Genomic DNA, 23090 nt, shown 5'->3' on the forward strand with positions numbered 1-23090 from the left:
AAGTAAAGGAGGTTCAAGCAGCAGGAATTCTGCATACGTCGGGCTGCGGGATAAACATCTCACTTCCGATAAGACAATTCGTTCGTAGCGAATTGTGCTGTCATAGAACGGGCGCCATATGGCATCGCTCCCGTCTTGGGCGGTCCGCCTAGATAGGCGCCAAATCCCTGCGGCGCGCACCCAGGGCACGCGCTGACTCCAGCACGCGGCCGGCGGCGCTAGACGACTGGCGATGCTTGACGTATTGGGCGATACCGGACGGGAGAACGTTGTCGGCGCGAAGCAATTGACAGTTCTCAAACAGTTCGGCAACCCATTCAACGAACACGCGAACCTGCGGGGACAAGTGACGGTTCTGTGGATATACCGCCGAAATCGGAAACGGGCTGGGGCGCCATTTGCCGAGTACTTCGACCAGCGCGCCCGATTCCATATGGGGCATCGCAAGAAAGTGAGGCACCTGAACGAGTCCGAGGCCTCGTAATCCGCACTGAAGGTAGGCATCGCCATCGTTGGCGGCGAGTTTAGAGCGCATCCGGACCTCGATCGGCTCGCCGTCAACGACGAAGTCCATCTCTACAATGCGGCCATTCCGACTGGAGAAATAGTTGACGGCCGTGTGTGTCTCAAGCTCTTCGAGTGACGACGGTTTGCCGTTGCGGGCAATGTATTCGGGGCTTGCGACAGTGACAAACTCCGACACGCCGACACGTCGCGCAATCAGTGTGGAGTCTTGCATCGGGCCGATACGGATGGCACAGTCGACGCTATCCTGAATCAGGTCGACAGGCCTGTCTCCGACGCCAAGCATGAGGTCGATATCCGGATATCGCGAGTGAAAGTCGTCCAGCGCGGGGACGACCACGAGCCGTCCGATAGAACCCGGCATGTCAACTTTCAGTTTTCCTCGCGGAGCTGATGCCCGTGAAAACGAGCTTTCGGAATCCTCGACTTCCGCGAGGATGCGCGAACAGCGCTCATAGTAAGCGGCTCCGTCCGGAGTAAGGCTGATGCGGCGAGTCGTGCGATTGAGCAGGCGCACCTTCAGGTAGGCCTCAAGAGCCTGAATAATGGTCGTCACCGACGAACGCGTCATGTGCAGGGAGTCGGCCGCGCCGGAGAAGCTGTTGGTGTCGACTACCCGTGTGAAGACCTGCATCGCTTGAAGTTTGTCCATGATTCTCACTTAAGGCAATTACGGTGAGCGACTCGTGGTGAGCCGCTGCACTCATTCGGAGGCGCCGGGTACATCGCAGCAGGCGCGTCGCGACAGGCGCTCAATCTCTCGCGCGAGCTCTTCGATATAGGAGTCCTGCAACCTGCACTCGAACAGAGCCTCATGCAGTTTCAGCAGGTACTCGGTATTGCTTCCAAACTTTCCCGTTGCTGTGGCGATGAGTGGCGCAACGGTTGCCACACGGGAATCTGGCTCAAACTGCTCGCGGCTCTCATCTGCAACAAACGCGAGAGCATGCGTTTTGGTGCCATCGTCCAAAGTTATGGACGCCCACGTTGGGCGGTACGAACCCAGCACCATCTCCCGAATCCAGATGAGCTGGAGCTCATCGTTCAGCGTCAGGGCCGGCAACTTCAGCGCTACGCCGTTCGTGTGGCCACCCTCGCGCAGTGCGAGCATGCGTCCCGGACGGTCGGGGCTACCGCGACCTGCAACCATGCGCAGACAAAAGCTTCGGTGCCAGCCGTGCAACGTTGCCGTTTGCCGTTTCTCAAACTCCACCATCGGGTTCCACATCAGTGAGCCGTAGGCGAAAATCCAGCTGTTAGCCGCATCAGGCGGCCGCGCCTGAAGGGTCTCTGTGAGGGAACTGAGGATTCTCTCCAGGGTCCACTGGTTCGGCAGCGTCTCGAAATGTTCAAGGTACGCCCCTGAGCTAATCGCCTCTCTTGTCAACATCGCCATCGCCCCGTCAGGTTCCAAGTTGATGGGGCATTGCACGACGGCGCTGGTAGACGCCGCAGAAAACATGTCCCCACGTTTGGCGACAGTATGACGGTGGCGTAATACCAGATAAACACTCCTACGGGAGACGCTTTGGCCACTCAGAAGCGACAATCGGACGCCGTTCAGCCGTCGCGAACCGGTGCGAGCGCTGACGTGAGAATCATCGCGTCACTATTCGCAGGAGGCGCACTGCCACGTGTCTGAGGGCGATGCACAGCGTCGCCCTTTCTGATGTGTGCGCCTGACAGCGCGCATCTCCCCGAGCGACGGGCGAGGCCGGGGGTCCAGACCTGTTCTTCGTAATTGCACGAGGTCGGATCGTGCCAGGAAAGGCATACGCGAGAGTTGGCCATGTGCTCCAGAACCGTCAGGTTGAAGGTTTTCATCTGGGAGTCGCCCGCTGCGCGCTGCGACGGTGGGTATCGATACTCCGGCTGGGTAAACGGATTGACAGAGTCGTCCGGCGGCTCGGAAAACCGCTGGAGAGCGGCGAGCGTTCGTAGCCAGGGGTCCGTCTCAGGAACGGAAATATCGGCGGGACGGCGCCGGCCGACCCGACCGCGCCCATGTGATAGTCCGATGAGCGCTGCTTCGGACTGCGAGGGGGAACCCGAAGATTGGCGAAGCGAAGGCTGGTGACGCGGGGAATCTGGTTTGTCGGAGTCAGCCGGTGATTCCGCCAGCCGAGGAAGCGCTTGAGTGTTCAACATCATTTCCTCTCATCAAGAGTTAATGCCGTTATCGAACAACCAACATGGTTAAGTGAACCTACTGAAGACAGACCTGCCGGAAGTCCACCGTCCGTCTATAGACGTTTCTGTGAAGCCAACTGACAAACGTGTATTCGACGTAGGCATTGGCGCCGATAAATATCCAGTTATGCAGAGTGTGTGACACGGCTAGTTCCTTGAAGCTGTCATGCGTCGATTAAAGGGAGAAGGCCAGGCACGGCAGCTAGCATCAAATGACCGTCTGCTTGCCTTATCGCGGTCAGCGACGGAAGGATGGTTGTGAGGTGCTACGAGAATCCGTATTGCCATCAGTCGCGCGCCATCGCGATGACTGAAGAGTAGGTACGACAGGAGGAGGAATCCATTCTACGGTGGGGTATGACACTGCCGCGAAGGCGTAAGGGGGATATACAGCCGTATAACGCACTCTCTTGAAATAACCTAAGCGCCGGTGGTTATTTCGAGGGGAAACGAGTAGCCAAACCTGCACCGCATTTATACGTTTGTATATGATGGAGTCTGTACGCGTTGCATCAGAAAGTCCTTTCCTTTCAACGGAGTAAAGATGGGGGAGGCGTCGAAACGGGGCTTGCGCGGGTCGTCGGGCGAGAGGCCAGCGGCACGCCACGGGAGGGGACGTGGGCGGCAAGATGGGTTCGTCGGACAGGAACAGTCAGTGGAGCTACCTAGTGCGGTTATGGGTTGGCGGCAGCGTTGCCCTTTGCGCCATGGCTTGGCTTTGCCTGACCCTTCACCTCAGAATAGCCACCGCTGGCTTCTGCATGCTGATTGTCATCGTGCTGCTGTCTTTGCTGGACAGTTTCATTTCGTCTGCAATTTTCTCGGTTGTGGGCGGCCTGCTGCTCAACGTCTACTTCACACCACCCATTTTTAGCCTTGCAATCGATAAGCCGCAGGACATTGTGCCAATCGCGGCCTTTTTTATCACGTCGATTGCTATTACCTCGCTCGTTCGACGTATCAGGACATCCGAGCGTTTGCAGCGGGAACAAGCGAGACTGCTGGACCTAACTCACGATACTGTCTTCGTACGTGACGAGCAGGACGTGATTACGTACTGGAATCACGCGGCGGAGGCGCTCTACGGATGGAGCAAGGAGGAAGCCGTCGGTAAGGTCGTCGACAACCTTCTCAAAACCGTTTTTCTCGTGCCGCGGGAAGAAATACAACGGGTACTGTCACGTGATGGGTACTGGGAAGGCGACCTTGTGCATATCAAACGCGATGGTTCCGCAGCGATTGTGGCGAGCCGCTGGACGCTCCAGCACGACAGCCGGGGCGAGCCCTGCGCAACCCTGGAGACGAACAACGATATAACGCAGCGCAGGCAGGCCGAAGAACTCGTCAGGAAAAGTCAGGCGCAGTACCTTGCCGAAGCGCAGCAACTTAGCCATACGGGAAGCTTTGGCTGGAACATCGCCACAGGCGAGCTTTTCTGGTCTGAGGAAGCGCACCGGATTTTTGAGTCCGACCCCAACCGTGTGCCAACCCTTGATACTGTGCGTGAGCGGCTTCATCCGGAGGACGTCCATATTTTCGAGCGCATGCTTTCGGAGGCGAGCGGCACGGCGGATGACTTTGACATCGAGCATCGGCTGCTTTTCCCGGACGGCCGGGTAAAGCATCTGCACGTTGTGGCGCATGCTTCCGACGCGGTGGGCGGCAGGCGTCAGTTCATTGGTGCGGTGATGGACGTGACTGGCGCCCGGGAGACTGAGACGCAACTTCGACAGACGCAGAGTGAACTCGCTCGTGCCAGTCGTGTCTCGGCGCTCGGCGAGCTTAGCGCCTCAATTGCCCATGAAGTTGGACAGCCGCTTGCGGCCATCATCACAAGCGGCGAAGCCTGTCTGCGCTGGTTGCACCGCTATCCGCCGAACATGGAGGAAGTTGAAGGCTGTGTGACCGAGATGACTACTGAGGGAGCTCGGGCAGCCGAAATCGTCCAGCGGGTGAGGAGACTGATGAAGGGTGCACCGCCCGAACACGCGCCCGTGGCGGTCAACGAACTGGTCGACGAAGTAGTTGCGCTCACAAAGGGCGAGATGGAGAGCCACTGCTGCTGTCTCGTGCTGCACCTCGCGTCTGACACGCCGGTTGTGTCGGGTGACCGCGTGCAACTCCAGCAAGTGCTCATCAATATCATCATCAACGGGTTGCAGTCGATGGCCACAGTACCGGGCAAGCATTGGCTGACGGTGAGTTCCTCGACCGACGGTGACAACAACGTTGTACTTGCTGTCCGAGACAGCGGCCCGGGCATCAGTGCCGCAAATCTCCCACGACTCTTCGATGCATTCTTCACCACCCGTACCACCGGCATGGGCATGGGACTCGCAATTTGCAACTCGATTATCGAGGCGCATGGCGGTCAGATTCTGGCCTCCAACAACACCGAGGGCGGTGCGACTTTCAGCGTTATTCTGCCCACGGCTCAGGCGTCTATCGCCACAGCCTGACTGAAGACGAGCGGATGTTGTCGGGTACAACCCGCTTATACAATCGTATCATCGCGCCGGTCGCGTCCGTAAGGTAGTCTCTAAGTTACAAGACTACGGGTGTCCGACACCCGCGTTATTCACTGGGAGAGACGTAGGGGCCGCGATTTTGCAAACAACTCCTGTTGTATCCATTGTCGACGACGACCAGGGAGTGCGTCGTGCGCTTGGGAGCCTTGTGCGCTCACTTGGCTGGGAGGCGCGCCTCTTTGAGTCAGCAGAGGCGTTCCTGGCGTCCGGGGAGGCTGCTGTTTCGGCGTGCCTGATTTCGGACATCCGGATGTCTGGCATGTCTGGAGTGGAAATGCATGAACGCCTCGTTGCCCAAGGCGCGGCGCCGGCAACCATCTTTATCAGCGCGTATCCGACGCCGGCTTTGCAGGCGAGAGCGACTGGGAATGGCGCTCTCGTCCTTCTTCAGAAGCCCTATCAGCCATCCGCGATAATGCACTGGCTATCTGTCGCAATCGGCTCACCATAGGCGTCGGTACGAAGCTGCTATTGCCTGGTTCCACTCGTTCCAGACGAGGGGCGCACCTCGTGTGGTTCAATGCCGAGCGCCTCTGCTTTGCGGACAAGGTCCGGTAAAGAGCGCGATTTGAGCTTGCGCATCACCTGACCCCGGTGAACCTTGACTGTGATTTCGCTCACGCTCATTTCCGAAGCAATCTGTTTGTTAAGCAGGCCGGCCAGGAGGAACGGTACTACCTCTCTCTCGCGAGGTGAGAGAGTCTCATAGGACGCCCGTAGCTCGGCCAACGCAAGTTCAGATTGAAGTCGTGTAGCGTCGCGGGCCAACGCCTGACCGATGGCGTCGAGCATGTCCTGGTCGCGAAATGGCTTGGCAAAGAAGTCCATCGCGCCGGCTTTCATCGCCTTGACGGTCATCTCGATGTCACCATGTCCGGTCATGAATACGACGGGAATCCGCAGTCCACTTTGTAAAATTTCCTTCTGGAAGGTCAGACCGTTTTTGTTGCGAAGTCGGACATCAAGGATGAGACAGCTCGGCACTGGAGGGCGCGGGTGCTGAAGGAATTCCTCCGGAGAGGAGAATGTCTCAACATGCATGTCGACCGAACGCATCAGCGTCGCCAGTGCGCGACGTACTGGCGCTTCATCGTCGACGACGTAGACAACGGCGTCGTGCCAATCAGCGGTGCTGGAAGATTTCACGGATGGTTGAAGAACAAGTCCATTGGACATCTGGCCACACTCCAACGGGGATTCGTTTAGCGCTTGGTGGCGTCCTTTTGCGTTAGTTATTCTTCGCGTTCAAGCGAGTAAAGTATAGAACGACAACACCGTCGCTTGTATCCTGCGCCGTTCTTGCATTACAAATTAATTACACAATTGCTGCGGTGTGCGCTGTAAGGCGAGGATTGTTAGTCCTGCGACAATGACGGTCGGTGGTCCGCGGCGGACACGGACTCCTCTCTTATTTTTGGGAGGCTGCAATGGCAAAGCAGCGCGGAACGACGGCTTCTTCGGAATCCGGTTTGAAGCAGTCGGGTCCAGCGGTCAGGGCCGGCGATGCTCCGGTATCAGTCAGCGTTGATGGCGCTGTGCGCCTCGCGACTTCGAGTGTCATGACCAACACCTATGCCCGGGAGTTTGCTCACTTGTTCAACGTGGACACGGCACACACGCTAACCACAACAAGTCTGAAGACGGCACAGCTTACCGCCACTCATATGTATTCGTCCGTGCATGGGCTAGGGAAGAGCACCCCAATGCCCACGGAAGATGCATATATCCTCTCGTTGCAATTGCGACACTCGGGCGGGGCAGAGCTTTGGAAGCGAGGACGACGAGTCCCGACAGAGCCGTATGCTCCGGGTTCGATAATGTTGGGTCATCTGTCCAACGAGCCGGTAGCGAACCTGCCGGACCCCTTTGAGTGCGTTCTTTTTCATATTCCGCGCCCAGCCTTTGACGAACTCTGCGGGCTATCCGCTTTGCCGCCAGTAGGGGAGCTGGATGACGTCGACCGGGCAATTGACCCCGTCTTACACCATCTGGGTTTGGCTCTCGTCCCCGCGATGGCAGACCCGCAGCTTGCCGGCAGTCTCTTCTTTGACCATGTCGCGCATGCCATGTACGAACGGCTTGCCATTGCGTACGGACGCTTTCGGGGGGCGTTGCCTCCGCGCTGCCGGGTGCTCTCGAAGACGCAGGAGCGCATAGCAAAGGATTTGCTCGTAGCGGACCTGCTGGTTGAGCCACCTTTGAGTGAAATTGCAATCGCGTGCGGGCTGTCGGTACGGCAGTTCGTTGACGCATTTCGAAGCACAACCGGGATGCCGCCATTCCGGTGGTTGCGCGCCTACCGGATAGAACGCGCCAAGGAACTGCTTCGTCGCACTTCATTTTCGCTTGCAGAAATCGGAGATGCATGCGGGTTCTCAGACCAGAGCCATTTCACGCGGACGTTCGCGGCGGCAACAGGGACTACGCCCGGTGACTGGCGCCGTGCGTGTGGTGCATAGGGTCGCCAATTGCACCCGACTGCGGAGCAAGTTCGAGGCAATTATGTTCTTCGAGCTCAGCCGTTTTCGTGCTGCTGCTTGTACTCAAGCGGCCGCACGTGTCGAATACCTCGCTTGGCCACTGCTGCACTGAACGTGGGCAGACGTGGGCAAACGGTCTCGGATGGCGGCGTTTGCCGCACACGGCGAACGCCCTGGTTGTCATCACGCATCGTGACCTACGTTTATATATTTCCGGGCAGCCTCCAGAGAGGCTCGTGAGTCTCGCGGCTAGCGAAGGAAATTGCAGACATGCTCCGCAGACAACCAATTTTTCTATTTCGCCTATGGCTCCAACATGTCGACCCGACGCATCGTCGCTAGGCTGCCTTCCGCGAAAACCATTGCTACCGGCTTTATGATTGGCTACAAGCTCGTGTTCGACAAGGTTAGCAAAGACGGCTCTGGCAAGTGCGACTGTGAGCACACGGGAAGCGTTGGCGACCGGGTCTACGGCGTCATTTTCGTAGTGTTGTGCAGTGAACGGGCTGCGTTCGATAGATTCGAAGGAGTAGGAACCGGCTACAAGCCTTCGGCTGTACGAGTCGATACGGATGCCGGCGAAATGAGCGCGCTGACGTACGTCGCTACGAACAGGCAGTCCGGCCTGCCGCCATACGCTTGGTACAAGCAGCACGTGTTGGTCGGCGCACACGAAGCGAACTTGCCCGAAGACTACGTGCGAAAAATCGAAGCTGCCATCGCCATCAACGACCCCGACTTGACTCGAACCGGGAAAGACAATAGCGCATCACGTTAGATGCGACGTGAAGCATCAGCCGCTATCCCTTCCGGCTACCGGACGTCGCATGTGGCAGTCGGACTTCAGGGCAACATTGTTTGCGAAAAAATCTCCGGGACACCCTATTTGCGACAGACCAGAAATCGTTTGCGAACTACCAGCTTTTTTCACCCACTGTTGACCACCCCAGACCCGGTGGTAACATTTGTTGTCATCATTATCGCCGGCTCGGCCGGACTATCGCATGCCAGACAGTTTTGACCAGCTTGCCGCCCTGATCCGGGCGCGCTTTTCCGAACTGAGTCCGCAGTTCCAGATGGGAGCCGGTTTTCTGCTCGATCATCCCGACGAGGTCGCGGTCTCGTCCATGCGCAAGGTGGCCGAGCGCGCGCAGGTGCAACCGGCTTCGCTCGTGCGCCTGTCGCAGCAACTGGGTTTTCCCGGCTGGAACGAATTGCGCAATCTGTTCGTCGCGCGGGTGCGTACGCGCCCCGAACCGCTGACCAGTCGAGCCCGTTCACTCGTTAAATCGAAAGATGCGCTGGCGAACGACCTGCTCGTCGCGCAACAACATAATCTCGATGTGACTGCCGCGCACAACGGTCGTGTGATCGTGGAAGCGGCGCGTCTGTTGCGGCGCGCTCCTCATGTGCACGTGGCCGGCTTCCGGTCGTGTTACGCGGTGGCGTTTGGCCTGGTATACGGTTACCGGCTGTTTCGTTCGTCCGTGTCGCTGTTGAACGGCGAGGCCGGCACGCTTGAAATGCAACTGCGCACAGTCGAGCGAGATAGCGCAACAATTGTTGTCAGTTTCGCACCGTATTCGGTCGAGGCGGCGCGTGTCGCCGAAGCGGCGCTGGAAAAAGGCAGCAAGCTGATTGCGATCACCGACAGCGCGGTTTCCCCGATCGCGCTGAACGCCGACAAGGTGCTGATTTTTTCGCACGAGAGCCCGTCGTTTTTTCCGTCGCTGGTGGCGGCGACCGCGATTGCCGAATCGCTGGTCGCGCATCTGCTTGCGCTCGAAGGCGCAGGCGCGGTCGAGCAACTGGCTATCGCCGAACAGTCGTTGCATGCAAAGGGCGCATACGTGCCTTGAGTCTTTCCCTATGACAAGAGTGAACGGCGCTGCTGTCAGGCAGCGCCGTCATCATCTGGATCTTTGCTGTCCGGTTTGACAACAAATGTTGTTTTGACATATAAATATGTATCGATTGTTGATTGGATGCGATTCATGACGTCGAAGCATGCATTGAAGCTTTTTCAGGTGGGCGGGGAGCCATATGAGATCGGCTACCGGCTCGGCGAAATCGCGCGGCCGGTATTTGCCGATTACATGGAGCAAAGCGGCGCATGGCGCGCAGTGCGGCGCTGGCGCGGCGATCCGTTCGTGCAGAAGCTGCGCGACGCGGCTCAGGCGCACTTTCCCGCGCTGCTGACCGAACTCGACGGGCTGGCGGCAGGGCTCGAGTGGTCGGCGGAGGATGTGTTTTTGTGGAACTGCCGGGGCGAGTTGATCCACAACGCGCCAGACGGCTGCACGACACTGGCGGCAAGCGAAGCCGCAACGGAATCCGCAGCGGGCTTTATCGCGCACAACGAAGACGGCGATCCCTTTCTGCGCGAGCGCTGCGCAATGGTCGAGGTCCAGCCGGCCGGCAAGCCCGGCTTCGTGAGTTTCTATTACCCCGGTTCGTTGCCGGGTCATACCTTCGCGGCGAATCGCGCGGGGATCGCACAGGCGATCAACAACCTGCGTATCCGCACGCCGCGAGTCGGCGTGCCCCGAATGATCGCCGCGCGCGCCGTGCTCGACGCAGCATCGCTCGACGAAGCGCTGCAAATCCTGCGCACTGTGCCGTCGGCGAGTGGTTTTCATCACACGTTGGGTTGCGCGGGCGACGCGCGTTTATTCAGCGTCGAAGCCAGCGCGCAGCGATGTTCGGTGCAAAGCGTAGCGCGGCTTTCCGGCCACGCGAATCACATGATCCATGCTGGCTGCGAAGCGGAAGCGCAAATCATCACGGATTCATCGCGTGACCGGCAACAGCGCGTCGACGCGCTGTTGCGTACCCACGCCACGCCGTTGAAAGCCACCGCGTTGCTCGACGTGCTGCATGATCGCGCGCCCTCGGGCTTGCCGGTCTATCGCGACGACCCGCTCGATCCCGACGACGAAAACACGCTGGCCACCGCGCTCTTCGAGATCGGCAGCGCGGGGGTAGCGATGAAAGTTTACCGGCAACAGCAATGCGCGTTCGATACCTTCATTGCCCGCCCGGTGTCTGGCTCTGACGACTCTGACGACTCTGACGACTCTGACGGCTCTGACGGCTCTGACGGTTCCGACGGCTCTGACCTGACCAGCGCCTGATCACACCGGCGCAACCACAAGGAATTGCACACCATGTCCACCGTTTTTCATCGTTCGCCGAAGCAGAAACTGCCGGTCGCCGTGGCGGGCGACGGCATCGAAATCATCGATTCCACCGGCAAGCGTTACCTCGACGCATCCGGCGGCGCGGCCGTCTCCTGTCTCGGTCACAGCAACCAGCGCGTGATCGACGCGATCAAACGCCAGGCTCAACAGCTGCCTTACGCGCATACGTCGTTTTTCACCACGGAACCCGCTGAGGAACTCGCTGACCATCTGATATCGAGGGCGCCGAAGGGGCTTGAACACGTGTACTTCGTGTCGGGCGGCTCGGAGGCAATCGAGGCCGCGTTGAAACTCGCCCGTCAGTATTTCGTCGAGACCGGCGAAACGCAGCGTCGGCACTTTATCGCGCGTCGTCAGAGCTATCACGGCAACACGCTGGGGGCGCTGGCGATTGGCGGCAACGCATGGCGTCGCGAGCCGTTCCTGCCGATCCTGATCGAAGCGCATCACGTGAGCCCGTGTTATGCGTACCGTGAACAACACGCCGACGAAACCGAAGAGGCGTTCGCGCAGCGCCTTGCCGATGAACTCGAGCAGAAGATTCTCGAACTCGGCGCGGACACCGTGGCGGCGTTTGTCGCGGAAACGGTGGTGGGCGCGACAGCCGGTGCAGTACCGCCGGTGCGCGAGTATTTCCGCAAGATCCGCGCGGTGTGCGACCGCTATGGCGTGCTGCTGATTCTCGACGAAATCATGTCGGGCATGGGCCGCACCGGCTACCTGTTCGCGTGCCAAGAAGACGGTGTATCGGCGGATATCCTGACCATCGCGAAGGGGCTCGGCGCGGGTTATCAGCCGATTGGCGCGACGCTGGTGAGTGACCGGATCTATCAGGCGATCGTCGGCGGATCGGGCTTTTTTCAGCATGGCCACACGTACATTGGCCACGCGACTGCCTGCGCGGCGGCGCTTGAAGTGCAGCGCGTGATCGATGAAGACAAGTTGCTGCCGAACGTGCAGGCGCGCGGCGAACAGTTGCGCGGCCGGTTGCGCGAGCACTATGCGCGGCATCCGCATATCGGCGATGTACGCGGGCGCGGGTTGTTCGTCGGCGTGGAACTGGTCAAGGACCGTGCTAGCAAAACCCCGTTCGACGCGAGTCTGAAACTCCATGCGGCAATTCGCCGTGAGGCGTTCGCACGTGGGTTGATGGTGTATCCGATGGGCGGAACCGTAGACGGCAAGGTTGGCGATCATGTGCTGCTGGCACCGCCGTTCATCTGCACCGCGCGCGATATCGACGAGATTGTCAGCCGGCTGGCAGATGCAATAAGCGGCGCGCTGGCCGCGGTTTAAGCAACTCGATCTATTCCGTCACTTCGTTTCTCACGAGCCCGAGCACGATCATGACCGAACGTTTGCCTCACTTCGACCCGACCACCGCCACGCCCGAACAGAAGGCCGTGCTGGATGAAATTCTGTCCGGCCCACGCGGCAATCTGAACGGGCCGTTTCTCGGCTGGATTCATAGTCCGGAACTCGCGCAGCAGGCGCAGCGTCTTGGCGCATTTTGCCGTTATCGGACGGGGCTGCCGTTGCGCCTGTCTGAACTGGCGATTCTGGTCACGGCGGCACGCTGGCAGGCCCAGGCGGAGTGGTACATCCACTATCCGATTGCGCTCGATGCCGGCGTCACTGAGGCGGATGCCGAAGCGATCCGTCTGGGGCGTCGCCCCGTGTTCGCGGCAGCCGACGACGCGCTGATCTACGACTTTGCGAGCGAACTCTATGACACGAGGCGCGTGTCGGACGCAACGTATGCGAAAGCGGTCGAGCGTTTTGGGCATCAGGTGGTGATCAATCTGGTGGGCCTGCTCGGCTACTACGCGCTGGTGGCGATGACGTTGAATGTGTTCGATATGCGGGCAGTGGGGCAGGTGAGTCTGCCGTTTGCTGAATGACGGGCAGCGCGGACGCTTTATCGCGTGCTGCTTCTGAATCGCGTCTTTTTTACAGCGACGCTGTCGCATTTTCTCGCCAAGTCGGGCCGAGCCAGGCCACTCGGCTTTACGCGAATACGCAATAAAAACGCCCCGGTTGCAAATTCCACAACCAGGGCGTTGCAAGGCGTTGCGTTGACATCCCCCGCTTTCACTTGCCTCAACCGATTCCACTGTGACCTGGCGGGCGGGCTAACGCATCACCACTGCGTGGCCGCTTGGTGGCCGCTTAGTGGCGGCTTAGTGACCGCGATAAATCGACAGATCACGTTGCTGCACGGCGGCCGGCGCGCCAGCGTCCGACGAACCTGCGCTCACCCCACCCACGTCTTCCGAACCCTGTACCGACGCGACCACGGCTGTGCCACGTTGCGGCACCGTCTTCGGGTATTCCGTATCGTTCTGATACAGGAGGCCCGCTTTTTGCGCGGTGACAATTTCGGCGCGCACTTGTGCGCGGGTGAGCGGCACGTTGGCCTGCTGGGCGAACGAGATCGCCGGAACGATCAAAGCGGATGCGACGACAACGGCAGAAATAAGCGATTTCATGATGACCTACACATTTCAATTGTTAATAAGATCGGTGTGAATCACGTCTCCCGATCGGTTGAAAAGAGTCTATTTCTTGTAAGGTAAGTAATAAAGCAACTTTCATCGGAATAATTGTTGCAACTTTTGAATTAATTGATGGGAGCGACTTTGATGCCGGGCGTTTGGCGTATCGTCACGACGCCGGCACAGGGAAGCGCTTATGATGAAGTTCGGTCCACGCCCGCACCTGCTGCACTGCGCTGGAACTTCCGACCGATGCCTGAACCGCAAAACCTCCGGGGCGTGGCTGTTGCGGCGGCATCAGATTCAGTCGTGGCGCATGTGAAGCAGGGCATCAACAGGAGAAAGCGATGAAGCGCAAGGCATCAGCAGTCTGGCAAGGCGGCCTGCAAGACGGCAAGGGCTCGATTTCCACCGACAGCGGCGTCCTCAAGGAGACCCAGTACTCGTTTTCGACCCGCTTTGCGGACGGCATCGGCACCAATCCGGAAGAGCTGATTGCGGCTGCGCATGCGGGCTGTTTCTCGATGGCGTTGTCGGCGGAACTGGGCAAGGCCGGCATCACGCCTGAGCGTATCGGCACCACCGCAACCGTGACGCTCGACAAGGACGGCGGCGGTTTTTCGATTACCGCCGTGCATCTCGACGTAGCAGTGAAGATTCCGGGCGGCGACAAGGCCGCTTTCGACAAGGCGACGGCGGACGCGAAAGCAGGTTGCCCGGTGTCGAAGGTGCTGAACGCGACGATTACGCTGGATGCGAAACTCGAAACGTAACGCGCGCTCACCCAGATTGACGAACGGTCGATGAAGCTGGCGACGGAATTCATTCCGTCGCCAGTTTTTTTAGCAGTAGCGGTAGCGGTCGAGTTCGTCTTCGAGCGGCGTCGGCCAGTAGTCAAGCGCCGGTGGCGAAGCGCTGTCAGATATCGATGATCGGCCGAAGCAAAGCCTGCCCTTCATACAGATATCGCAGATACCGCTCGCGAATATCCGCCTGCGTCATCGACGACACCTGCATCGTGATGGTCAGGCTTGCCCGCATTTCGCCGAGCCGGTTGGTCAGCGGCACGCCGAGAATTCGCATGCCGACCTCGTATTCCTGGTCCAGCTCCGCATAGCCCTGTGCGCGGACCTGGGCGATCACCGCCTTGATGTCGTCGATCGACGTGCGGGTGAAGGGTGTCAGCGCTTGCAGATCGACTCGCGTCAGATACGCATTGAGTTCGTCGTCCGGCATCGACGCCAGCCACAGCCGGCCGCTGCCGGTGCAGTACATGGGCAGCCGGAACCCCTGACGGATCGACAACGACGATACGTTTGCCACCCGGCTACGGACGATATGCACGACTTCGTCACCGTCGCGCACGGCGACCGACACGTGTTCGCGTGTTTCGGTCGCCACCTTCTCCACGATCGGCCGCAGCATTCTTGGCAACCGGGCCGAATCGACATACGCCTGTCCGAGGCGCAACGTCTTCGCCGTCAGCCAGTAGTGCCGGCCATCGGTTTGCGCGTAACCGTCGTGGACCAGCGTCAAAAGAAAGCGCCGGGCGGCGCTCTTCGTCAAGCCTGCCAGTTGCGCTGCGTCGGGCACGCTCAGGCGGGGTGTTTCGTCGGTGAAGAGCTGGATCAGCGCCAACCCTTTCTGCAGCCCGACGATCAGATCGCGTTCGTGGATCAGCGGCGTTTTCATCGCTCGTGACTCTTAAAGCATAGAAATGATGCGATTATCGCATCGTACAACCGTTTATCGGGCCATTTTCCTGTTTGAGGCGTTGTTCTTGGGCGATCGTGGTCGCATCATCAGTGCTTACTTACAACGACATCCGGTGCAATTCATGATCAGCGGCTCGACCGAACTATTGGCTATCGTGGGATCTCCGATCGCACAGGTGAAATCGCCGCACAACTTCAACGCGTGGTTCGAACGGCACGGCAAGGACGCGTCGATGATCCCCGTCGACCTTGATGCGCGGTCGGTCGGTCCGTTCATCGAGGCGATGCGCGCATGGCGCAACCTGCGCGGCTGCGTCGTCACCGTGCCGTACAAGCAGGACATGGCCGCTCGAGTCGATGTGCTCAGCGACCGGGCGCGGGCGCTCGGCTGCGTGAACGTGATTCGCCGCGAAGTGGACGGCACCCTGATTGGCGATATGGTCGACGGCGATGGCTTTATCAACGCTGCACGCGCCCACGGCTTCGACCCGGCAGGCGCGCGTGCGCTCGTGATCGGCGCTGGTGGCGTGGGCAGCGCGATTGCGTGGTCCCTTTGTGAGCATGGCGCAAAGTCGATCACGTTGACGGATCTGGACACCTCGCGAACACGGCGGTTACGCACGTTGCTCGGGGCGCATTTTCCGGCCGTCGATACCGGCACGGATTTCGAGTCGCTGGCGTCGTTCGATCTGGTCGTCAACGCGTCGCCGGTCGGCATGGCCGGCAACGAAACCTTGCCGCTGCCGCGCGACCTGATGGCGACGCTGCGCGCGGACATCCTTGTCGCGGACGTCGTCACGTCGCCTGACGTCACGCGTTTTCTCGACGTTGCGCGTGATGCAGGCTGCCGGATTCAGACCGGTGCCGAAATGGCGTTGGCGCAGTTCGGCAATCTCGGTGCGTTCATGAAGATGACGCCACTGGACGCCTGAGCGTCGGCGCCGCGTCGCATTGCCTCGTGCACATGCTCGCGGGATATCAGAAAGAGGTGGCATGTCGCTGCACATCGGCGACAACCATCGCAGTACGACAAAACCAATCAGGAGACACAAATAATGCAGGCTCATAACCCAATACCCAATCCGTCGGCGCAGCAGACGCGGCGCGCGACAGCCAGCGGCTGGATCGGCTCGGCGCTCGAATACTACGATTTCTTCATCTACGCGCAGGCCGCGGCGATGGTGTTCCCGCAGCTATTCTTTCCGGCGGGCAACCCGAAACTCGCGATTGTCGCGTCGCTCGCGACTTATGGCGTCGGCTATGTCGCGCGACCGATCGGCGGTTTCGTGCTGGGCCGGCGCGGCGACACGCACGGTCGCAAGCATCTGCTCCTGCTGTGCATGTTCCTGATGGGTATCTCGACATTCGCGGTCGGACTGCTGCCGACTTACCATCAGGTCGGCGTTCTTGCGCCGATCGCGCTCGTCCTGCTGCGCCTCGTCCAGGGCTTCGCGGTGGCGGGAGAAATCTCCGGGGCCAGTTCGATGATTCTCGAACAGGCTCCGTTCGGCCAACGCGGCTTTTACGCAAGCTTCGCGTTGCAGGGCACGCAGGCCGGGCAGATCTTTGCCGCAGCCATCTTCATGCCGCTCGCCTATTACATGCCGGCTGATCAGTTCGCGGCATGGGGCTGGCGCATTCCGTTCCTGCTGAGTGCACTCGTGCTCGCAGCCGGTTTCGTGATCCGCCGCAAGGTGTCGGAATCGCCGGCGTTCATCCAGGAGGACGCGAACGGCGCGGTGCCTGCGTCGCCGATCGCTGTCGCGCTGCGCGAAAACTGGCGCGATATCGTGCGCATCGCGATTATGGCGCTCGCTGCCGTCATCGCGATGGTCGCAACGATTTTCGGCGCGGCGTACGCGGTGCAGCCGTCGTATGGCATCGGCTTTCACGCGAATACCTATCTCGTGATCCCGCTCGTCGGCAACCTCGTCGCCGTGCTCGTGATTCCGTTTGTCGGCAAGCTGTCCGATCGAATCGGGCGACGCATTCCCGTGGTGGTCGGCTCGCTCGGCGCGGGCTTGCTGTCGTACGTGTACCTGTATGCAATCGCCTCGAAAAACGCACCCGTTGCGATCGTCACGTCGGTGCTGATGTGGGGGGTGATTTATCAAGGCTTCAATGCGGTGTTTCCGAGTTTCATGCCAGAGTTGTTCCCGACCCGCACGCGAGTGTCGGCCATGTCGATCGGACAGAACATCGGGATGGCGTTGACGGCGCTGCTGCCGTCGCTGTTCGCGGCGATGGCGCCGCCCGGAACGAAAGACATCCCGTTTGTGATCGGCACGGCGACGCTCGTGATTTCTGGCTTCGCGGCGCTGGCTGCGTGGACTGCGCGGGAAACTTATCGGACGCCGCTTGACGAACTCGGCGCGCCAACCCGGTCATCGGGTGTGCCGTCGACGCGTGCAGCGGTAGGTGGCGAGGCTGCCGAGCGCGCGGCTGCTGTTACCCGGTCACGCTGACGGAGGCGATGATTGCCAACCCGCATGCGCAGCCATAGCGGGATCGGCGCATGAGAAGAGGGCATGGCGCCGGGTCTCGCGCGGCCATGCTTCATCGGGCGATGTTGCTTGAGACGTGTAGAGCGGTAAGGCCGGCTATGTTCGCGGGTGTTGATGCGCGAACGGGAGCCGGCCTTTTCTTTTAGCAGAGGCGTCCCGGCGGTACGCGCCCACGAAGGGCGCGTGACATCCCGCTGCTACGGCGGTGGCGTGGCCGGGGGAGTCAGTTGAATGCTCCACTGACCTCCGCACGAAAACCGCTCCTTGATTTATTGAACGGATAGTCATAATATCCGACACATGAAGCAATCCGGCAATCCGAAGCAATCCATCAAAAAAGCGGGTGAAGTGTGCTCCCGGGGGCGCCCGCGCGAGTTCGATACCAATACCGTATTGACCAGCGCGAGCCAGGTGTTCTGGAGCCACGGCTACCACGCCACGTCGATCGACGACCTGTGCAAGGCCACCGGCCTCCTGCGCGGCAGTCTGTATGGCGTGTTCGGCGACAAGCACGGCATCATGCTGGCCGCGCTGGATCACTATGCCGAAGGCTCGGTTGCGCGGCTTGCCGAACGATTGAACGCGCCGGTACCGGCGGAGGAATCGCTGCGTAACGCGCTGCTGCATTACGCGCGAGTCGCATGCGCGTTGACCGGCGAGCGGAGCTGTTTCATCACGAATACCACGCTGGAAATGCAGCCTGACGACGAAGAACTGCGCACGCGCGTCGCGGCCATTCAACGCCGTATGGCGACGTTGCTCGCGGCATCCGTGATCCGCGGGCAGGCGAGCGGCGCATTCAATTCGACGCTCGACGAAAAAGCCGTCGGCAATTTCCTGCTGTGCGTGATGCAAGGTTTGCGTGTGTTGGGGCGGGTTGCCCATCAGGAAGACGCGTTAATCGGAATAGTCGACGTCGCCATGCGCGCGCTCGTCTAATTTTTTTGTCGAATTTTTGAACGGTCGGTCATGAAAGACGAAGCTCTGAAGTCCGCTGCGGCGGCATTCGTTGGACCCGGCGGCGCATCGGCGGCGGTGGCGACCTGTCCGGGCGCGGTGGCTGCCGGCGCTGCGCGGTCGGCAGAAAAGCTCGCCGACAAAAGCGTGCCTCGCTTCGAGCGGCAAGGGCTGGCGCTTGCGGTGCTGTTCGTCGGCGCATTTCTGGCGCCGCTCGACTATTTCATCGTCAACCTTGCACTGCCTTCGATTCACACCGGCCTGAACGCAACGAACGCGCAGTTGCAACTGGTGGTGTCGGCGTACGCATCGGCTTACGCAGTGCTGCTGATCACGGGCGGGCGTCTCGGCGATCTGTTCGGCCGCCGCCGCATGTTCATGACCGGCATGGCGGCATTCGTGGTGGCGTCGGCGCTCTGCGGCTTTGCGACCAGCGGGCACATGCTGGTGATTTCGCGGATCGTGCAGGGCATCGCGGCAGCGGTGATGGCGCCGCAGGTGCTGGCGACCATCCGCGCGGTGGTGCCGCTGCATCAGCAAACCAGGGTAATGAGCCTGTATGGCTTCGTGTTCGGGTTGTCGTCGATCGTCGGTCAACTCGGCGGCGGCGCGCTGATTACCTACCATCCGTTCGGGCTCGACTGGCGGATTATTTTCCTGATCAACATCCCGATTGGCATTGCGGCGTTTATCGGCACGTGGAAATTCGTGCCGGAGAACCAGCCCGCTACACGCACGGGCGTGGACCTAAAGGGTGTGGCGTTGCTGTCCGCCGTGCTGCTGCTCGTCATCTACCCGATGACGCATGGCCGCGAAGCCGGCTGGCCGGCGTGGACCTTCGCGATGTTCGCACTCGCGGTGCCCGTGTTCGTGCTGTTCATGGCGACCGAACGCCGCGTCGAGCGAAGCGGAGGGCATCCGCTGGTGGATCTGCGCCTGTTTCGTAACCGGGCGTTCGCGTTAGGCCTCGTGCTCGCGTTCCTGTTTTACTGCAACAGTGCGTTTTTCCTGACCTATGGGATTTTCCTGCAAACTGGTCTGCACTGGTCGCCGCTTGCTTCCGGTATCGCCATCATGCCGTTCGCACTTGGCTTCGTGGTGGGACCGCTCGCGTCGCCAGCGGTGGTCAGGCGAATCGGCAGTCACGTGCTGACGCTGGGCTTCTCGATGATGACGGTCGGCTTCACCGTGACCGGTTGGGCCGCCACGCAATCCGCATCGCCTGACCTGCTGTTCTACTGCGGGCTGGTGTGCGCCGGTGTCGGCCATGGCTTGCTGCTGCCGTCGATCATGCGCATCGTCCTGCTGGAAGTCGCGCCCGAAAAAGCGGGGTTGGCCTCGGGCGTGGTGTCGTCGACCTTGCAGATCGGTTCGGCGTTCGGCACGGCGGCGATTAGCGGCGCATTCTTCGGCGCGATTGGCGGCAGCGCGGCACCGGCTGCCTATGCCCATGGGTTTCAGATCAGTCTCGCTATCAATGCGGCGTTGATGTTTATATGTATTGGTTTGAGCGTACTACTGGTGCGGCATCAGCAATCCATGTTGCATCGCGCCACGCAACCTGTTTGAAAAATAACCGTACGGTAATCGTTTTCATTGGTTGCATTGCGGCAAATATTATGTGGCTTAAACAAAAGCATAATTAAGCGCGCTGCATTTACCGATGACTTGCCTGTTCATAGGTAAGTTTGATTTTGACGTGCAACGGAATAAAATCTGCCGCTTTCAACGGGTTTAGATATGAAGAAAGCGCTTGCATTTTCTACCTGAACCGACAAATCGCTTGCAGCAGGTTTTACGATCGTGCGGTGCCGCACGGAATGGCGTCTGGCCGCGTGTTTAGGGATTTTCCTGGTTTCAGCCGAAACGCGCGTTGTCACCATGCCTATTCCCGTGCATCTGAAAACGGTATCAATAAAAAGCACTTGCCGTGAATAAATTCAATTGTTAATCTTGGCAAACTTTTAGAATTTTCCTTCAGTAGGGCTAAAGTCGAGAAACCCGGCGCAATGACTTAATAAAGCTCAACGGTTCCGTAGGGGATAAATATGCTGACCGCTACCATTGACGCATTCGAGACACCGCCAGCCGCGAGCTTCAACGTCGGCGACGTCGTTACGTTGAAGGAAGGAGGCCCGCGCATGACCGTGACATACGCAGGTCCGGTCGCGCTGAATCCCGGTAACTGGTTGATATGCGAGTGGTTCGACGAACAGGGCGAATTGCGCCGCGAAATGTTCGCGCCCGCCAACGTCCGTGCCGAGCCTCGCTCGATTCCGGCCGGCTCGGTACTGTGGAACCGTGTAAGCCGGGCCGCGTAACAACTGGTCCATCAGGCAGGCTGGCTCGATAATCTGCGTGACCCAATCTTTTGTCCTGGCCGGCCGGTCACTCGGCCGGCTTTTTTTTGCGCGTATTTTTCCGCGCGCGCGACAACTCAATCAATTCTCCGGACGATCCCGGGTTGCCGCGCGTCGTTGCACGCGCGCCATCAGCGCGGATGAAAAAGCACGCATCCGCACGATTTTGCGTGTCTGCACGATCTCGCCCGCGACGTTCTTCGGCGGGTTGGGTTGCAACGACCAATACAGCGCAAGCATCCAGCCGAACACCGTCCAGCCGAGACACGCGTTAAACAGCGCGAGCGTCAGCACGTCATGCCGTTTGCGACGGTCGCCGAGAATGGCGGGCAGAAAATACAGCGCAAGCGCCAGCACGGCGGCAATAGCCTGAACGATAACGTTGCCGCCCATGAAGCCGCTCCATATGTTTGAGAGATCCTCGGATTGTCGCGCGAAAGGGTTCGATTTGCGCGGTTTTGATGCGGGCGTGGCCATGCGTTGACGACCACGGCGCGTCAACCGGACCTGCCGCTCAACGCGACCGGCCCGATTCCGCTACCCGGAACAGGCGGCAGGGGGTTCAGCCATTCCCGCATCCGGACTATCATGATCGTTTCGACTGACCAGATCCTCCACGGACGCCATCATGATCTCCGACGATACGACCCAGCAGGCCCAGCGCATCAACCCCGACAAGCTACGCGAATTCGTAGACCGCAAATGGAACGACGAAATCGTGCCCGCACTGACGGACTACATCGCGGTGCCGGCCAAGAGTCCGGCATTCGATCCCGAGTGGGTCAAGCATGGCTACTTGGAACGCGTGATCACCGATGCCGCGCAGTGGGCCGAACAGCAAGCCGTACGCGGTCTGAAGCTCGAGGTCATCCGCTTGCCGGGCCGTACGCCGGTCATCTTCTTTGAAACGCCCGCCACGCGGTCGGGCAGCGACGAAACCATCGTGCTGTACGGTCACCTCGACAAACAACCTGAATTCGACGGCTGGCGCAACGACCTGGGGCCGTGGACGCCGAAGCTCGAAAACGACAAGCTGTACGGCCGTGGCGGCGCCGACGACGGCTACGCGATCTATGCCAGCATCACCGCACTCGCCGCGCTCGACGCGCAAGGGGTCGAGCGTCCGCGCTGCGTCGGTCTGATCGAAACCTGCGAGGAATCCGGCAGTTACGATCTGCTGCCGTACGTCGATGCGTTGCGTGAACGGCTCGGCAACGTCGGCCTCGTCGTGTGCCTCGATTCGGGCGCGGGCAACTACGATCAGTTGTGGCTCACCACGTCGCTGCGCGGACTCGTCGCCGGCGATCTCGAAGTCCATGTGCTCGACGAAGGCATTCACTCGGGCGGTTACGGCGGCATTGCGCCGTCGAGCTTCCGCATCATGCGTCAACTGTTCGATCGTCTGGAAGACGCCGCGAACGGCACGCTGCTGCCGAAGGGTTTTCATTGTCCGATCCCGGCCGACCGTCTGCGTGAAGCGGAAGCCACCGCGCAGATTCTCGGCGACGACGTCTGGAAGAAACTGCCGTGGGCGTGCGGTCAGGATGGCCGTCAGGTGTTGCCCACCACGACCGACCCCAGAGAGGCGCTGCTCAATTCGACGTGGCGTCCGTCGTTGTCGGTGACCGGCGCGGCGGGTTTGCCCGCGCTCGCCGACGCCGGCAACGTGCTGCGTCCGCGCACCGCGTTCAAGCTGTCGCTGCGTCTGCCGCCGACGATCGAAGCAGACAAGGCCGTCGCCGAACTGAAGACGTTGCTCGAAGTCGATCCGCCGTACAACGCGAAGGTCACGTTCAAGCCGGACGCGGGCGCCGCAAGCGGCTGGAGCGCGCCCGATCTCGCGCCGTGGCTCGCGACTGCGCTCAACGACGCGTCGCGTCGGCACTATGGCGCCGACGTCGCCTACATGGGCCAGGGCGGCACGATCCCGTTGATGAACGTGTTGAAGGCTGGCTTCCCGAAATCGCAATTCATGGTGTGCGGGGTGCTCGGGCCGAAGTCGAATGCACACGGGCCGAACGAGTTCCTGCATGTGCCGTACGGCAAGAAGCTGACGGCAGCGGTGGCCGAGGTGATTGCAGCCGCGCCTTGAGCGGCTGATCGCCGTCGACTTCCCCGTCAATCTGAATGCCAACT

General features: G+C 60.2%; 22 protein-coding genes. 15 read left to right on the forward strand and 7 right to left on the reverse strand.

What is annotated here, in order from left to right:
• Positions 1-148: 148 nt before the first annotated feature.
• From LMG28727_RS04700 to LMG28727_RS34500, 3 genes are all read right to left on the reverse strand, one after another.
• Positions 149-1177, reverse strand: coding sequence for a LysR family transcriptional regulator (locus LMG28727_RS04700; protein WP_201641132.1), 1029 nt, complete (start codon positions 1175-1177; stop codon positions 149-151).
• A 51-nt stretch (positions 1178-1228) separates the two neighbouring features.
• Positions 1229-1915, reverse strand: coding sequence for a gamma-glutamylcyclotransferase (locus LMG28727_RS04705; protein WP_201641367.1), 687 nt, complete (start codon positions 1913-1915; stop codon positions 1229-1231).
• 170 nt (positions 1916-2085) lie between these two features.
• Positions 2086-2676: a DUF3331 domain-containing protein gene (locus LMG28727_RS34500; RefSeq protein WP_328810166.1), complete on the reverse strand. Its 591-nt coding sequence runs from the start codon at positions 2674-2676 to the stop codon at positions 2086-2088.
• Positions 2677-3344: 668 nt separating this feature from the next.
• On the opposite strand from LMG28727_RS34500, the gene LMG28727_RS04715 reads away from it, so the two are divergent.
• Both LMG28727_RS04715 and LMG28727_RS04720 read left to right on the forward strand, forming a co-directional pair.
• On the forward strand, positions 3345-5174 hold the full coding sequence (locus LMG28727_RS04715) for an ATP-binding protein (RefSeq protein WP_236591626.1): 1830 nt from the start codon (positions 3345-3347) through the stop codon (positions 5172-5174).
• A gap of 148 nt (positions 5175-5322) precedes the next feature.
• Positions 5323-5694 (forward strand): response regulator transcription factor, encoded by a 372-nt coding sequence (locus LMG28727_RS04720; RefSeq protein ID WP_201641134.1) that lies wholly within the window; start codon positions 5323-5325, stop codon positions 5692-5694.
• Between the two features lie 17 nt (positions 5695-5711).
• Here LMG28727_RS04720 and LMG28727_RS04725 read toward each other — a convergent pair whose 3' ends face one another.
• Complete coding sequence (locus LMG28727_RS04725) at positions 5712-6419, reverse strand: response regulator transcription factor (RefSeq protein ID WP_201641135.1); 708 nt, start codon at positions 6417-6419, stop codon at positions 5712-5714.
• 251 nt (positions 6420-6670) lie between these two features.
• On the opposite strand from LMG28727_RS04725, the gene LMG28727_RS04730 reads away from it, so the two are divergent.
• From LMG28727_RS04730 to LMG28727_RS04755, 6 genes are all read left to right on the forward strand, one after another.
• Positions 6671-7702: a helix-turn-helix domain-containing protein gene (locus LMG28727_RS04730; protein ID WP_201641136.1), complete on the forward strand. Its 1032-nt coding sequence runs from the start codon at positions 6671-6673 to the stop codon at positions 7700-7702.
• A 283-nt stretch (positions 7703-7985) separates the two neighbouring features.
• Positions 7986-8501, forward strand: coding sequence for a gamma-glutamylcyclotransferase family protein (locus LMG28727_RS04735; protein ID WP_268960447.1), 516 nt, complete (start codon positions 7986-7988; stop codon positions 8499-8501).
• Between the two features lie 226 nt (positions 8502-8727).
• Positions 8728-9582: a MurR/RpiR family transcriptional regulator gene (locus tag LMG28727_RS04740; protein WP_201641138.1), complete on the forward strand. Its 855-nt coding sequence runs from the start codon at positions 8728-8730 to the stop codon at positions 9580-9582.
• Between the two features lie 135 nt (positions 9583-9717).
• On the forward strand, positions 9718-10857 hold the full coding sequence (locus tag LMG28727_RS04745) for a C45 family autoproteolytic acyltransferase/hydolase (RefSeq protein ID WP_201641139.1): 1140 nt from the start codon (positions 9718-9720) through the stop codon (positions 10855-10857).
• A 33-nt stretch (positions 10858-10890) separates the two neighbouring features.
• A complete protein-coding gene (locus LMG28727_RS04750) occupies positions 10891-12219 on the forward strand; it encodes an aspartate aminotransferase family protein (RefSeq protein ID WP_201641140.1) in 1329 nt (442 codons plus the stop codon).
• A gap of 50 nt (positions 12220-12269) precedes the next feature.
• The gene (locus LMG28727_RS04755) at positions 12270-12824 is read left to right on the forward strand and encodes a carboxymuconolactone decarboxylase family protein (RefSeq protein WP_201641141.1); all 555 of its coding nucleotides are present in this window, start codon (positions 12270-12272) and stop codon (positions 12822-12824) included.
• A gap of 279 nt (positions 12825-13103) precedes the next feature.
• Here the strand turns inward: LMG28727_RS04755 and LMG28727_RS04760 are convergent, their stop codons facing one another.
• A complete protein-coding gene (locus LMG28727_RS04760) occupies positions 13104-13412 on the reverse strand; it encodes a DUF4148 domain-containing protein (RefSeq protein ID WP_201641142.1) in 309 nt (102 codons plus the stop codon).
• A gap of 353 nt (positions 13413-13765) precedes the next feature.
• On the opposite strand from LMG28727_RS04760, the gene LMG28727_RS04765 reads away from it, so the two are divergent.
• A complete protein-coding gene (locus LMG28727_RS04765; RefSeq protein WP_201641143.1) occupies positions 13766-14191 on the forward strand; it encodes an OsmC family protein in 426 nt (141 codons plus the stop codon).
• A 145-nt stretch (positions 14192-14336) separates the two neighbouring features.
• Here the strand turns inward: LMG28727_RS04765 and LMG28727_RS04770 are convergent, their stop codons facing one another.
• Positions 14337-15110, reverse strand: coding sequence for an IclR family transcriptional regulator domain-containing protein (locus LMG28727_RS04770; RefSeq protein ID WP_201641144.1), 774 nt, complete (start codon positions 15108-15110; stop codon positions 14337-14339).
• Between the two features lie 145 nt (positions 15111-15255).
• Between LMG28727_RS04770 and LMG28727_RS04775 the strand changes: the two genes are divergently transcribed.
• The 5 genes from LMG28727_RS04775 (at position 15256) to LMG28727_RS04795 (ending at position 20915) form a co-directional block, all read left to right on the forward strand.
• Positions 15256-16065 carry a shikimate dehydrogenase family protein gene (locus LMG28727_RS04775; protein WP_201641369.1) on the forward strand — a complete coding sequence of 270 codons (810 nt, stop codon included), beginning with the start codon at positions 15256-15258 and terminating at the stop codon, positions 16063-16065.
• Between the two features lie 123 nt (positions 16066-16188).
• Positions 16189-17598 carry an MFS transporter gene (locus LMG28727_RS04780; protein ID WP_201641145.1) on the forward strand — a complete coding sequence of 470 codons (1410 nt, stop codon included), beginning with the start codon at positions 16189-16191 and terminating at the stop codon, positions 17596-17598.
• 339 nt (positions 17599-17937) lie between these two features.
• Positions 17938-18576: a TetR/AcrR family transcriptional regulator gene (locus tag LMG28727_RS04785; RefSeq protein ID WP_201641146.1), complete on the forward strand. Its 639-nt coding sequence runs from the start codon at positions 17938-17940 to the stop codon at positions 18574-18576.
• A gap of 30 nt (positions 18577-18606) precedes the next feature.
• The gene (locus LMG28727_RS04790) at positions 18607-20163 is read left to right on the forward strand and encodes an MFS transporter (RefSeq protein WP_201641147.1); all 1557 of its coding nucleotides are present in this window, start codon (positions 18607-18609) and stop codon (positions 20161-20163) included.
• A 479-nt stretch (positions 20164-20642) separates the two neighbouring features.
• Positions 20643-20915, forward strand: a complete 273-nt coding sequence (locus LMG28727_RS04795) for a YodC family protein (protein ID WP_201641148.1) — start codon at positions 20643-20645, stop codon at positions 20913-20915.
• A 120-nt stretch (positions 20916-21035) separates the two neighbouring features.
• Here the strand turns inward: LMG28727_RS04795 and LMG28727_RS04800 are convergent, their stop codons facing one another.
• Positions 21036-21347 (reverse strand): superinfection immunity protein, encoded by a 312-nt coding sequence (locus tag LMG28727_RS04800; RefSeq protein ID WP_201641149.1) that lies wholly within the window; start codon positions 21345-21347, stop codon positions 21036-21038.
• A gap of 235 nt (positions 21348-21582) precedes the next feature.
• Between LMG28727_RS04800 and LMG28727_RS04805 the strand changes: the two genes are divergently transcribed.
• Entirely contained in the window at positions 21583-23046 is a 1464-nt protein-coding gene (locus LMG28727_RS04805) for a M20 family metallopeptidase (RefSeq protein ID WP_201641150.1), read from the forward strand.
• The last annotated feature ends 44 nt before the right edge of the window (positions 23047-23090 follow it).

The sequence above is a fragment of the Paraburkholderia metrosideri genome (assembly GCF_904848625.1).
Lineage (GTDB): Bacteria > Pseudomonadota > Gammaproteobacteria > Burkholderiales > Burkholderiaceae > Paraburkholderia > Paraburkholderia metrosideri.

Bases quoted from the DNA above. Each gene is read 5' to 3' on its own strand.
- LMG28727_RS04700 (WP_201641132.1), bottom strand. From the start codon at position 1,177: ATGGACAAACTTCAAGCGATGCAGGTCTTCACACGGGTAGTCGACACC.
- LMG28727_RS04705 (WP_201641367.1), bottom strand. From the start codon at position 1,915: ATGTTGACAAGAGAGGCGATTAGCTCAGGGGCGTACCTTGAACATTTC.
- LMG28727_RS34500 (WP_328810166.1), bottom strand. From the start codon at position 2,676: ATGATGTTGAACACTCAAGCGCTTCCTCGGCTGGCGGAATCACCGGCT.
- LMG28727_RS04715 (WP_236591626.1), top strand. From the start codon at position 3,345: ATGGGTTCGTCGGACAGGAACAGTCAGTGGAGCTACCTAGTGCGGTTA.
- LMG28727_RS04725 (WP_201641135.1), bottom strand. From the start codon at position 6,419: ATGTCCAATGGACTTGTTCTTCAACCATCCGTGAAATCTTCCAGCACC.
- LMG28727_RS04730 (WP_201641136.1), top strand. From the start codon at position 6,671: ATGGCAAAGCAGCGCGGAACGACGGCTTCTTCGGAATCCGGTTTGAAG.
- LMG28727_RS04740 (WP_201641138.1), top strand. From the start codon at position 8,728: ATGCCAGACAGTTTTGACCAGCTTGCCGCCCTGATCCGGGCGCGCTTT.
- LMG28727_RS04745 (WP_201641139.1), top strand. From the start codon at position 9,718: ATGACGTCGAAGCATGCATTGAAGCTTTTTCAGGTGGGCGGGGAGCCA.
- LMG28727_RS04750 (WP_201641140.1), top strand. From the start codon at position 10,891: ATGTCCACCGTTTTTCATCGTTCGCCGAAGCAGAAACTGCCGGTCGCC.
- LMG28727_RS04755 (WP_201641141.1), top strand. From the start codon at position 12,270: ATGACCGAACGTTTGCCTCACTTCGACCCGACCACCGCCACGCCCGAA.
- LMG28727_RS04760 (WP_201641142.1), bottom strand. From the start codon at position 13,412: ATGAAATCGCTTATTTCTGCCGTTGTCGTCGCATCCGCTTTGATCGTT.
- LMG28727_RS04765 (WP_201641143.1), top strand. From the start codon at position 13,766: ATGAAGCGCAAGGCATCAGCAGTCTGGCAAGGCGGCCTGCAAGACGGC.
- LMG28727_RS04770 (WP_201641144.1), bottom strand. From the start codon at position 15,110: ATGAAAACGCCGCTGATCCACGAACGCGATCTGATCGTCGGGCTGCAG.
- LMG28727_RS04775 (WP_201641369.1), top strand. From the start codon at position 15,256: ATGATCAGCGGCTCGACCGAACTATTGGCTATCGTGGGATCTCCGATC.
- LMG28727_RS04780 (WP_201641145.1), top strand. From the start codon at position 16,189: ATGCAGGCTCATAACCCAATACCCAATCCGTCGGCGCAGCAGACGCGG.
- LMG28727_RS04785 (WP_201641146.1), top strand. From the start codon at position 17,938: ATGAAGCAATCCGGCAATCCGAAGCAATCCATCAAAAAAGCGGGTGAA.
- LMG28727_RS04790 (WP_201641147.1), top strand. From the start codon at position 18,607: ATGAAAGACGAAGCTCTGAAGTCCGCTGCGGCGGCATTCGTTGGACCC.
- LMG28727_RS04795 (WP_201641148.1), top strand. From the start codon at position 20,643: ATGCTGACCGCTACCATTGACGCATTCGAGACACCGCCAGCCGCGAGC.
- LMG28727_RS04800 (WP_201641149.1), bottom strand. From the start codon at position 21,347: ATGGGCGGCAACGTTATCGTTCAGGCTATTGCCGCCGTGCTGGCGCTT.
- LMG28727_RS04805 (WP_201641150.1), top strand. From the start codon at position 21,583: ATGATCTCCGACGATACGACCCAGCAGGCCCAGCGCATCAACCCCGAC.